This is a genomic window from Prevotella sp. ICM33 (assembly GCF_000517825.1).
GTDB lineage: Bacteria > Bacteroidota > Bacteroidia > Bacteroidales > Bacteroidaceae > Prevotella > Prevotella melaninogenica.
Window position 1 is genome coordinate 75,052 of record NZ_JACD01000006.1, and the last position, 12,736, is coordinate 87,787.

The following is a 12,736-nucleotide window of genomic DNA, read 5'->3' on the forward strand; positions in this document are numbered from 1 at the left end:
GTCAGAGGGGAAAATGAACTTTCGGGCATCATAAAATGATAACAGATAATCAATGAAAGAGGTGTAAATATGAAAGCAAAGCATCATCAAAAGGACGACCAGAGAAAGGTAGAGGAAAAGCAGTCCAATGACAATATAAGTAAAGCTATCGTGCGAAGTTTTTTTGAGTGGAGCGATGGTATGCGTGTTATTCGTCAAGGAAAGGGAGAGGTTGCTATGACGGAGGGCGAACTGGCAAGGTTTTTCAATGTTAGTTGGCAGAAAATTAATCATAAGGTCAGGCTTATAAAACAGACTATGTGCTTGAAGCATTATGAGATAAAAGCAGCTAATGCCATCAGTAGCGTAAGTAAGCAGGGGGATAACGTGGAGAGTTATGCGCCACTATGCCCCTTGCCCATTATCATCGCCCTTTCCTTTCATCTTGACAGCATAGAGGCAGGTATGTTTAGGAAATATCTCTGCCAAAGGCTGCAATCTCCTGCGCCAAGATTCATTCCTATTATTGTTGATACAAGTGGCGTACAGGGGTGCTGATTGGCAGTTATACAGATTACTGATTATATCCTTTTTCTTTCACTGTTATATCTAACTACATAACTACATTAAAGGTAAAGCGGTGAAAGAGAAAGGATTAACGAGTAGTTATAATGTAGGATATATAATAACTACAATATAACTACTTTTTTAAATATATGCTGCGTTTTGGCATATCCAGTATATAACTTTGCAACCAAAATAAATTAAAGATTTATAAACTTATACCAAATTTGATATATTGCTGGGAGGAATTCTATCGCATATCTCCTAAGAATAGTAAGATGATAGAATGTTCAGCTATGGGGTTATTTGTTCTTTTTGGAAGCAAAATTATAGCAAACATTTCGTATAACCATGGAATCTATATAACATGGACTAACATGGATAAGATGCTATATAATAAGGTTATAGCCATAGATATATGCTGAATAGCATGTTTATGAAGGAAATAAAGCTGAAAATGAAGATTTTGGATAAAACTTGTCTGTTTTTGACAATTATGTGTTATCTTTGTAGAGTACTAATGATATAATTTGGTCACATGGTAAACTCAAACATGTTACTCGCACGTATTAAGCAGCTCCGAGAAGAGCTGAATGTACAGCAGCGTCAAATGGCAGACGCAATTGGTGTGGATGCACCGATGTATAGCAGGATAGAGAGAGGTATTCGACCTTTCCGAGATGAGTATATTGAGCCTATGGCGAAGATACTCAAGGTTGATGAGGATGAACTGCGTTCCTTGTGGACGGCAGATAAAATCATCAATGTCACAAAGGACGAGTCAGACAGTGTGGCTCAGCGAGCGCTCCATCTTGCGAAGAGTGAGATAAAGACCAATCTAGACTAATCTTCTGCAAATCAGCAGATGGACAAACTTGGATATGGTTATGTGGAACAAAGACAGTAATTTTGTAAATTATGGCAGAGAAGACAACTTCGGTAGATAATGCACAAGAAAAAGACGAGCTGGTATTGGAAGATAACCAGCTGGTTTGTGCACTCACCAATAAGGTTGTGAAAGCTACAGATAAAGAACTCACACTTCAGTCGATGATTGATATGATGGCTGAAGAATATGGATTTGCCCCTGAAGACATGGAACGTGATTTTAGGGTGACTTATAAAGAACCTGATTCTGATAAGAGTCGGGCTCAAGCGGTTGATTTGGCTATTTTTGACGCTGGCAAGGCGCATGTGGTAGAGAATCTGATTCGCTTTGTGGTGGTGGCTAAGGATGCAAAGGTGAAGCCCACCGATGCAAAGAAGGGCGTGGATGCCATGCTCGACAATATCCTTACTTTCACAGACTGTAAGTTTGGCTGCTGGACCAATGGTGAGGACTTGCATTATCGCTATTATACGGAAGATGACTTTGGTCAAGCTGAGACCCAAGACATTTCGGACTTTCCTGCCAATGGCCAAACGCTTGCCGACCTTGAAGCTCAGGGCGACCGTGCCATGCCGCGTAAGCCGGCCAATGAGTCGCTTATCAAGACATTCAAGCGCTGCCACGACTACATCTATGGCAATGAGGGTATGAAGAAGACGGCCTTTTGGGAATTGTTGAACCTCATTTTCTGCAAACTCTACGATGAAAAGCGTCGCAATATGGATGCCAAAGAAGGTATCAGTTACCGTCGCCGTTTTTGGGTAGGTGTGAAAGAACAGTTTACCGAAGAGGGCCGCAAGGCTGTGGCCGACCGCATTCGTGGCCTTTTTGAAGAATTGAAAGAAAGCCAAGTATTCCGTGATGTCTTTGACGGTTCGGAGCAGATTATGCTTTCCGACCGTGGCCTTGCTTTCGTGGCAGCAGAGTTGGCAAAGTATTCTTTCCTTGATGCTACGGTTGATGTAAAGGGTACGGCTTACGAAACCATTGTGAGCAACACATTGAAACAAGAGGCTGGTCAGTTCTTCACCCCTCGCAACATCATCAAGTGTATGGTGGAGATGCTCGATCCCGACCAAAACACCCGTGTACTTGACCCCGCTTGTGGTTCGGGCGGTTTCTTGGTGACCGTGCTCGACCATGTTCGTCACAAGATTACACGCAACCTTTATCCTGAATTGGACGATGTGCGCTTGGCAGCACGTGTTAATACGCCCGAGGTGGATGATTTGGTACGCAACTATGCCGAAAAGATGATTTTCGGTTTCGACTTCGACCCCGACTTGAAGAAGGCAGCGCGCATGAACATGGTGATGGCAGGTGATGGTCATAGCAATATCTTCAACATCAATTCACTAGATTATCCGCAAGGTGATAAGCCCGACCGTCCACTTATTGCAGAAGCTGTCAATGAGAGCATCAAATACAGCAAGGACAAGGACTTCCCATTTGGTACGTCGGCAGACAACGCACAAGGCAAGTTTGACATGATTTTCACCAACCCGCCATTTGGAGCCAAAGTGGAAGTGGATGTGGAGATTGCTCGTCGCTATGCGTTGAATAGCAATGCTCCTGAAGTGCTCTTCATTGAGGCATGCTATAATTTCTTGAAGCCCGGTGGCAAGATGGGTATTGTGCTACCTGATGGCATTTTGGGTAACCCCAACACCGAGAGTGTGCGTAAATGGATCTTAGAGCACTTCAAGCTCTTGGCATCAGTGGACCTCCCCGTTGAGACCTTCTTGCCGCAGGTGGGTGTACAGGCATCGTTGCTCTTCCTTCAAAAGAAGACTGCCGAAGAACTACTAATTCCTTTGGATAAAGAAGACTACGATGTGTTTATGGCCATTGTAGAGCAAGTCGGCAAAGACCGTCGTGGTGTGCCCATCTATAAGAAGGATGAAGATGGTGCAGAGATTCTCTTTGCCCACGAGAAGAAATGGCTAACCTATGCCGACAACGGACGCGAAATTGTACGCAGCCGCCGTGAACGCATCAAGCGTTTGGCAGACGATCTGCCCGAAGTGGCTGCGGCTTATGCTAAATTTGTGGAGGAGCATCAGTAATGAAAATAGGTATAATTAATTCGAACGTATTTCATCGTTCTGGCTCTGGTTATAGAATAGACCCAGACGTTCATTTAAGTGATGGTGTGCAGGCTCGTGAACAACTTGCACACTCTCCTTATGAGTTATCTACTGTGGGTGAAAATGCGAGCCAAGTCTTTTTAGGGAATATCTTTTCTCGTGTTTTTGTAAAGGACAAAGAACATGGTATGCCTTATTTAGCTGCATCTGACACTGTATTAGCAAACATTGAAACGGGTAGATTCTTATCAAATAAACAAGCTAAGACTCTAAAGAATTTGATTCTTAAAAAGGATTGGATTTTGATTACATGTTCTGGTACATTAGGCAATGTAACTTATACAAACAAAACGTTTGAAAACCATATAGCAACTCACGATTTAATTCGGGTTGTACCTAATGACAATAAGGTAAACAAAGGGACGCTTTATGTATTTCTTTCGGGAATATATGGTTATAACCAGATTACACAATCTCAGTTTGGGGGTGTGGTTAAGCATATTAATGATATACAGACGAAGGCTATATTAGTGCCTGTTTTTCCTGAATCGTTTCAGCAAGAAGTAGATGATTTGATTCAAGAGTCTGCAAGATTGCGAGAAGAAGCAACCCGCTTATTGGAAACTGCAAAAAAGCTATTGTCTGATTATATCAATAATGATTTTGCTTCCACTTCTGGCTGTGTCACTGCCACACGTAATATACATGACATTAGAAATTCTCTTCAATGCCGTTTGGATCCTCCAGCTCTTATGAATAATAGTGTGTTGATGTTTGAATATCTGAAGGATTATTGCGTTGAACTTGGAAGCTGTAATGTAAACATCTATAGACCTGGGATATTTAAGCGATGCTATGTGAAAGAAGGTCTGCCATACATCAAAGGCTCTGAAATATTCAGTGTTAATCCCTTTATGCGATGCGATCACCTTTCTCGTTCAAAAACACCTTTCGTTGATTTGATGAAATTGCGTGAGGGACAGTTATTGATTACTTGCGCTGGTTCTGTAGGTCAAGTGAAATACATAACAAAAGAATATGAGGACAAAGGTGCTATCGGATCTCAAGACATTATACGTATAGAATCTAACGACGCTCTTTTTACAGCCGAATACTTGTTTGCATATCTTCAACTGCCCTTAGCCAATGATTATATGCAATCAATGAAGTATGGATCGGTAATCGAACGTATTGAACCTTTTCATGTTGAATCAATTCCTGTTGTAAAGCCTACCCAAGAGCTAAGCGACGAGATTACGGCTTTGATTAAACAATATAAGGATTGTACCTACCGCGCGTTTTGTGCAGAAGAAAAAGCCATCTTGATAGTAGAACAAGAAATTGAAAGTTGGACCTCCTCAAAAAAGAATTAGCGTATGGACGAAAACATAGAAATATTCACCCACCTTTGGGAACATGCCGAAAATGAAGTGGTAGAATTTAAGAAGGCTGAAACCAACTTTGATGTGGATGAGTTGGGCAAGTACTTCTCTGCCCTCAGCAACGAAGCCAACTTGCGTGAACGCGAGTTTGGCTGGATTGTGTTTGGCGTGTGGGATAAGAAACATGAGATTGTTGGTACCTCCTTCAAAGATGGTGAAGTGGCACTCAATAAATTGAAACAAGATATGTCGCAACATACCACTGACGGATTAATCTTTCGAGAGATTATTCCGTTGGAGGTGGAAGGCAAACGTGTGCTCTTGTTCAAGGTTCCTGCCACACCTCGAAACATCGTAATGAAGTGGAAGGGCATTGCATACGGACGTGATGGTGAGAGTTTGAAACCACTCAACCAAGCCAAACAAGACGAGATACGCCAACAGCCACCAAATCCTGATTGGACAGCACAATTGGTGCCTAACGCAACGATAGATGATCTTGATGAGTTGGCTATTGCTACCGCTCGTATCATGTATAAGAAGGTACATAAATCTTCGATTCCTGCTGAAGAAATAGATGGTTGGACAGTAGACGAATTTCTCTCTAATAGTGGCGTAATGCGTGACGGACAACTCACACGTGCTGCCATCTTGCTACTTGGCAAACCTCTCTCACTTCAGAAGATACATCCCGCTGTGGCGCAGATTACATGGACATGGGAAGATAAAGATGAGACTGTGATTGACTACGAACACTTCACGATTCCCTTTATTTTGACCGTGGATAAAGTTTTGGCCAAGATACGTAACAAAACCATGCGTGAATTGCCTGGTGGTACGCTCTTTCCTGACACCATGAAGCAGTATGACGACTATACCATACGCGAAGCTCTCCATAATTGCATCGCTCATCAGGACTATACGCTTCAAGAACGCATCTCGTTTGTGGAAGGCGACGACAAACTGTACTATGGCAATGGCGGCAGCTTCATTCCCGGTACTATCGAGAATGCGTTAGAGCATAAAGGCCCTCAGCGCCATTATCGTAATGAATGTCTTTGCACAGGTATGGTAAACTTCAACATGATTGATACCGTAGGACGTGGCATCAAAAAGATTTTTGCTGAACAGCGTAATCGCTATTTCCCAATGCCTGACTATGACATCGATAATAATAAGCGTAGCGTTGACGTGACCATTTACGGTAAGATGCTTGATGAAAAGTATAGTTCTCTACTGAAAACAAACACAGACTTGACGCTAAAAGAATGTGTTTGGTTGGATGCCATTCAAAAGCATCGTCCTGTCACCAAAGATGCCATCAAGCATTTGAAGGAGAAAGGACTCATAGAAGGACGTTCGCCCAACTATATTATTTCGCTAACTGTCGCTAAGTTGACGCATCAAATTGGACATTACACCAAGGAAAAGGGGCTTGAGGAAAAACTGCTTGAGCAAACCATTCTGCAATTAGCAAGGGATGCTGGTAATGAAGGGTTTAAGTTGGCAGATGTTTATGAAGCCTTACACAAGAACCTTCCTGCTTCAATGAATGCTACTTCAAAGAAAAGGTATTTAGGGCGTTTGCTCTCTAAGATGGGGGTATCAGACTTACTTCAAATAGAAGGAAGAACATGGAGAATAACCGAAATAGGATTGACTAAACTGCGGTTATAATTCGGCTATAATTCATGGATGAATTTGCAAAGTAGTTCATTATCAAGCATATTACATTGAAATTCGGTTATAATTCGGTTATAATTCGGTTATAATTCGGTTATAATTCGGTTATATTCCGATTTCTATTTGCTGGCCATTTGCTGAAGTGCACCATGTACTAGGGCTAACATGGAGTATCAATGCTTTATAACGTAGATTCTATTTGCTGGTCATTTGCTGAGATAAGATAACGGATTGTTTAAGATCTTCCAACTAATATAAAACATATAGCCCATGTCAAGGTATCATAAAGAACAAATAGAGTGTCCGCACTGCCATCATAAAGGTGAGTTTGACCTTTGGGAGTCGGTGAATGTGGACCTCGATCCCGAACTTCGGAGACAAATATTGAGTGACCGCCTCATTGGCAGACTAAAGAACATACTTGATAATAACAAATAAAAGCAGCATATTTATGGCAATAATCAAAAGACCTCCTCATGATGATGGACCTGTAAACGCCGGTGAACAGCGTTTGCTCGATTATCTGTCCGTGAAGTTGCCCAACAATTATTTCATCATTCCCAACTGCAACATTGCCATTACGGGACCAAACCGTATCATGAAGTATTGGGAGTATGACTGTATTGTGGTGACTCCTCATGCCCTCTACCATATTGAAAATAAGGATTGGGCAGGAAATCTCGAAGGCGACGACTATGCTTGGTTCCGTAATGGTCAAGAAGTGGCAAACCCACATAAGACAGCCGGACTAAAGAGCCGCATCCTCGCTTCTAAAATTAAGAATCAACATCCCGACTGGAACTTTGGCCAAATCATTACTTTGGTTACGTTGAGCCATCCTCAGCAATCAAAGTTTGGTTTGGATCCAACTTGTGACACTTACAAGCAGACGTTCACACTTGGGGATGCGCTTGTTGATTTTATCTCCAACCATGAACTCGTGGCACGTTCGGAAAACGGCATTCAGCCATTGATGGCGCAACTTACCGATTTCCTTACAGGAGAATCTGTGGAAAGAAGACGTGCAGAACGCACCACCATTTTCAACTATACCATCGAAGAGAAACTTCAAGAAACGGAAGAGTTTACGGAGTACCTCTGTGTTCCGCAGTTTATCGCTACGGCTCGTTACCGTGTGCGCGAATATCCTCTGGATGTAGCCGATAAGAGCCCGAAGGAACTACAGCAGCTCAACCTGTCTGTGCAAAATGCTTATATGGCACAGGAGAAGATTGGCGACTCTCCTTATATTGTCAATACAAAGTGCCAGATGAACGAAGAGCAGACTTACTACTATGAGATAAGTCGCTATCAAGATGAGAGTTCTCTGCGTGCAAAGCTCAATCAAAAGACTTTTAAGCAGACCGATAAGCTTAGCATCATCATGGATGTGGCGAACGCTTTGAAGGCAGCCCACAAGGTGCAGGTATATCATCGTAATGTGTGTCCTGAGAATATTTATGTGTATGAAGGCGGCAGAGCAGCCTTGGCTAACTTTAGAATGTCATGGTTTGTAGAGCATATCGACTTGAGTTTCTCAGTAAATTCAGCGGGCGATCAGTCGTCTCCTTTCACTGCTCCAGAACTATTGGATGGCGATGTAACGTCTGCCAGCGACATCTACTCTTTAGGTGTAGTATTCTACCAACTGATGGTGGGCAAATTACCTTTTGATAGCGTCTTGACATTTATGACCGCTTTGGGTGGTGAACTTCCTGAAGACCATCTACCCAGCCATGTGCTGAAAGAGCTACCTGCATGGATGGATGAGTTTGTAAAGAAGACGATTGTGGCTGATGCAGATAAACGTTGGCAAACAGCGGATGAAGTGCTTGACTTCCTCAATGCGGCGATTGATGAAGAAGTACATAAAACGATTGCAACTTCTCATACGACTTCGACCCAACATGCGGAGAAGGCGTTGTACCTGAAGGATATGAAGCCTGGTATGAAAGTTTCTCCCAGCATGACACTTCATGAAATATTAGGACGTGGTGGCTTTGGACGAGTATTTAAGGTATGGCACGACATGCAGAAGCAGTTCTTGGCCATCAAGATATTCGAGAAGGATGCCTCTATTGATAATGCCATCAATGAGTTTAATGCGCTTAAAGAATTACATCATCCCAACATTGTAGAGTTCAAACATAACGACAGAACCGTTCCCGGTGGTTTATTCTTTACTTTGATGGAATTGCTTGATGGCGAAAACCTTCAAGAATACACAAAGGGTGATTTGCGCCTTCCTGCTGATGAAATTTTCAAGATGGCAACACAGATTCTTAATGCTTTGGTCTATATGCAAAGCAAAGAGCCTCCTGTGTACCACCGCGACATCAAGCCCAGCAACATTATGTGGCACAAACGCCAGCTGTACAAGTTGATTGATTTCAATATTTCGGCTACGACAGATGATAAGTCGTTTGGAGGAACCTTCCCTTATATGGCTCCTGACCTTATCGTTTCAGGCAATAAGATTGACTGGGATTGCTCTGCCGACACATTCGCGCTTGGCATCACGCTTTACGAACTGCTTGCCCATGCTTATCCATGGCCTGGTGGAAACTTGCGTCCAAACATTCACAAGTTGCCTACTGATATTCGAAACTATAATGATAAACTATCCAATGAGATGGCTGATTTTGTGATGAAGTCGATCATTACCGATAAGAATAATCGTTTCAAAACAGCACAAGAGATGCTGGATGCACTGAACACTATCGGATTGGATGGTATGCAAAAGGATTCATCTGTCATTTCTGTTACTCACAATGGAGAAGATGTTGGGAATCCTGTGGACTACATTAACTCATTATATAGCCAAAGCCGCCATGGCAATGGAGGTACACGTGCTGGCGTAGCTCAACATGCGTTTGATACGTTAACTTATTCTGAAACTCGCTTGGACAGAGAGTTAATTGCCGATATTGAAGCTTTGAAGTACAAATTGATTATCATTACTGGTAATGCAGGTGATGGTAAGACTGCCTTTATTCATCGCATAGAAGATAAGGGCGTGGATAAGCAGCAATTTGACACGAACAATGGTTCGCAATTCTATATTTCTGGTGTTCGATTCGAGTCAAATTATGATGGTTCACAGGATGAAGACGACAAAGCTAATGATGATGTATTGGCTGAGTTCCTTTCTCCTTTTTATGGTCTGAATGATTATACGCAAGCTCAAGAAGGACGTGTGATTGCTATCAACGAGGGTCGCTTGGTGGACTTTTTGTCAATGCGTCCTGAATTGCGTGTGCTGCAGGACAACATCGAGGAGTACTTCTATAAAGAAGGTCATGCTGAGTTATTGCCGGGTTTGATGGTGATAAACTTGAACCTTCGCTCTGTAACAGCTCGCGATGCTGAAACAAAGACTCCGAGCTTGTTGGCACAACAGATGAAGAAGTTGACACGCCCTGAATTGTGGGGTAAGTGTCAAAACTGTCCTGTGGCCGACCGTTGCTTTATCAAATACAATGTGGACACCTTCCAAGATACCAGCGCTGGTGATGAGGTCATCAACCGTTTGGAATGGTTGGTGCGCACCATCGTTTATAAACGTGAACTCCATATCACCATGCGCGACTTGCGCTCGATGATTGCGTGGATGTTGACTCGCGACTATTCGTGTGGGGAAGTAAAGGCACTGATTGAATTGGTAAATGCCGACAATGTACCTGAGTACTATTGGCAATATTACTATTTCAACCTGACTGCGCCTGTTACATACCCGGACCCCAACAAGGTAGAATGCTTCGAGCTGCCGACACTGGAATCGAACGACCGTTTGGTAAAGTTACTTCGTGAAACAGACGTTGCAGGTGTGGCTTTACCGGCATTCGACCGTGATTTGTACTATCGCACGAAACGTCCGAACGATTATATTATCTTCAGCGACCGTACACGCTCTTTGCTGAAGGATTTCAATGATTGCAATCAAATTATCCCTGCATACGAAGTGAAGTCGGATGATGTTCGTATGGCTGTTACAAGTCGTCATAAGTCGTTCGTGCGTCATCAATATTTTGAAGGAGCCATTGATTTCAGAAGAAGATTACCTTATCGATATGCCAGTGCTTTTGAAAAGCAGTTGCGCCTTGAAGATCCAAAGGAATTGACCAAAACTATGCAAGACCTTGCGAGTGCAATTTCTGCCAGTGAGGGCTGTTCTAATGAAATGCTAACTAAGGGTTATCTTCTTTTGGCAAGTTCAAATGTGGCAGACCCCATTTCAAAGAGCTACCGTCGTTTCTCATTGGATGAGTTCGAGCTCTATGTGAATAAGACTGAATACTTGACAAAGTACATCGAGTATGAAAGCGACAGTTTGATATTCCGCCATAAAAAGGATAAGTTTATCCAACTGACGGTAAGTCTCGACTTGTATGAAATGCTGGAATACATTCACGCAGGCTTTAGCCCTTCTGTGAACGACTTGCGTGGTCGCTTCATAGAACTTCAGATATTTAAGAATTTGCTGGAGGCAAAAACGTATTCGGAGATACTTGTGACAAAGAATAATCGCAAGTTCACTGCTATACGATTGGATGGTCAAAAGCATATAGTAATTGAACCTCTTAACGTGCAATGATATGATATTAAAACTAAAGAAAGGAACAGGCGTACAGGCCTTCCTGAATAAGGAAATATTCTATGTCGATGTTAAGTCGGTAAAGCTAGACCGTGTGCTGACCAATCTTTTTATTAAGATGTATGCTGACGGTGCTCCGGTATCAATGGCTTTCCGTAAAGAATATACCATTGACATACTAAAAGAGAACTTGGCGACCTTGGAAAATCAAGGTGTGATGCATGGCGTAAGCGACAACCCTGATGGCGTGGAAGACTGGCTCCGCAGTTCGCTATTGGAGTTGGTGAATCGCGGCAACGTGGTGAAAGAGCATGTCTCAACATTAAAGCCGCTTCATTTGCTAAGTTTTCGTGTTCAGAACAGTAAATTCTGTCGTGACTACCGTGCCTCAGATCAACTTTATCTCATGTTGCGAAGCAATCCGGAAGTAATGCATGGATTGGTACGCTACCTTAGTAAGGGTTGGGATAAGCAGACGGGAGAAATCGTATCAAGTGAAGATCTGGATGTAGATACTACAGGTATTCTTTATATCACCAAGCCTTTGCGTGAGCGTAAGACATTAAATAAAGTGGCAGAGGCTATTCCACAGCCGTTCCTCCGTGACCAGGCTACGTTGTTCAATGACGATATTCGTCGGTTGCTTCTTTACAAGGATAAGCTCCCAAGAGCCGTATTCATTGACTATCTGAGAATCCTTTGTGGTTTTCATTTGGCTTTGTATGCAATGAAACTGATTTACTTGCTTCCGAAGATGGTGGATGCAGGTTCACGTCAAGTAGAAGACGACTGGTCGATGCTCGTTGATGTGACTGACGATTTGGACAGCATTGTTTCTGCATACGCCTGTAAAGATGTAGAAAGGATGCAGAATGGCATTGGCAAATACATTCGTTCTACCTACATGGCTGACATCATTCAAGACAGAAAACCATGCTCTATTGACGAAGCGCTGAGAATACTGAAAGAAGAGAACAATAAGTCAGATGGTTTCTATGAATCCGTTTTGAATGGAATCCGGAAGGATCTTCCCAACTCGGATGAGAAAGAGTTTGATAAAGAAGACTTCAGAGAAATGCTTGAGCTGTTTCCTGAAGATGACTACTTCGATATGTTGGTTCATGTATTAGAAAAATCAAACTTGGGTAACTATCAGTATCGCTACTTACATGAGTTTCTTGATGCAGTGGCAATGAAGAACTCTTCATCTATGCTTTTGGCTGATAGTCGCTCACGCCGCCATCCACGACGTGGTGCACTCGGCTCGAAGCTCTTAGAGACATTGGTGCAGCTCCTTGTGTTAAAGGAAAAGCCTACTGGTGGTTACGAAACTCGTTCTTTATCGATTGACGAATTAATCAGTGAAATTCGTGACCGGTATGGCTTAATCATCAATGGTGTAAACGAGAAGCGTTTTGTCAATGCGGATGTGGAAATGAATGAAGCATTCCGTAAAAATGTTGAAGCTTTTAAGGATAAACTACGTCAGATTGGTTTCTATACCGATATGAGTGACGCTTGCATCCTACAGAAGATTCGCCCACGCTATAAAATGTAA

At 42.7% G+C, this 12,736-nt stretch carries 8 protein-coding genes; all 8 read left to right on the plus strand.

The features are described from left to right. Positions 1-69: 69 nt before the first annotated feature. The 8 genes from HMPREF1505_RS01260 to HMPREF1505_RS01290 all read left to right on the plus strand — a co-directional run bounded on the left by HMPREF1505_RS01260 (position 70) and on the right by HMPREF1505_RS01290 (position 12,736). Complete coding sequence (locus HMPREF1505_RS01260) at positions 70-537, plus strand: hypothetical protein (protein WP_051412283.1); 468 nt, start codon at positions 70-72, stop codon at positions 535-537. Positions 538-1,081: 544 nt separating this feature from the next. Next, on the plus strand, positions 1,082-1,390 hold the full coding sequence (locus HMPREF1505_RS01265) for a helix-turn-helix domain-containing protein (protein ID WP_081722903.1): 309 nt from the start codon (positions 1,082-1,084) through the stop codon (positions 1,388-1,390). 71 nt (positions 1,391-1,461) lie between these two features. Then, positions 1,462-3,498, plus strand: coding sequence for a class I SAM-dependent DNA methyltransferase (locus tag HMPREF1505_RS01270; RefSeq protein WP_036921356.1), 2,037 nt, complete (start codon positions 1,462-1,464; stop codon positions 3,496-3,498). Then, positions 3,498-4,892, plus strand: a complete 1,395-nt coding sequence (locus HMPREF1505_RS01275) for a restriction endonuclease subunit S (RefSeq protein ID WP_036921359.1) — start codon at positions 3,498-3,500, stop codon at positions 4,890-4,892. The genes HMPREF1505_RS01270 and HMPREF1505_RS01275 overlap by 1 nt, the downstream gene beginning before the upstream one ends. A gap of 3 nt (positions 4,893-4,895) precedes the next feature. Continuing rightward, complete coding sequence (locus HMPREF1505_RS01280; protein WP_036921362.1) at positions 4,896-6,578, plus strand: RNA-binding domain-containing protein; 1,683 nt, start codon at positions 4,896-4,898, stop codon at positions 6,576-6,578. Between the two features lie 276 nt (positions 6,579-6,854). Next, a complete protein-coding gene (locus tag HMPREF1505_RS12740; RefSeq protein ID WP_081722904.1) occupies positions 6,855-7,022 on the plus strand; it encodes a CpXC domain-containing protein in 168 nt (55 codons plus the stop codon). Positions 7,023-7,035: 13 nt separating this feature from the next. Continuing rightward, entirely contained in the window at positions 7,036-11,178 is a 4,143-nt protein-coding gene (locus HMPREF1505_RS01285; RefSeq protein WP_036921365.1) for a serine/threonine protein kinase, read from the plus strand. Between the two features lies 1 nt (position 11,179). Next, positions 11,180-12,736, plus strand: coding sequence for a hypothetical protein (locus HMPREF1505_RS01290; RefSeq protein WP_036921368.1), 1,557 nt, complete (start codon positions 11,180-11,182; stop codon positions 12,734-12,736).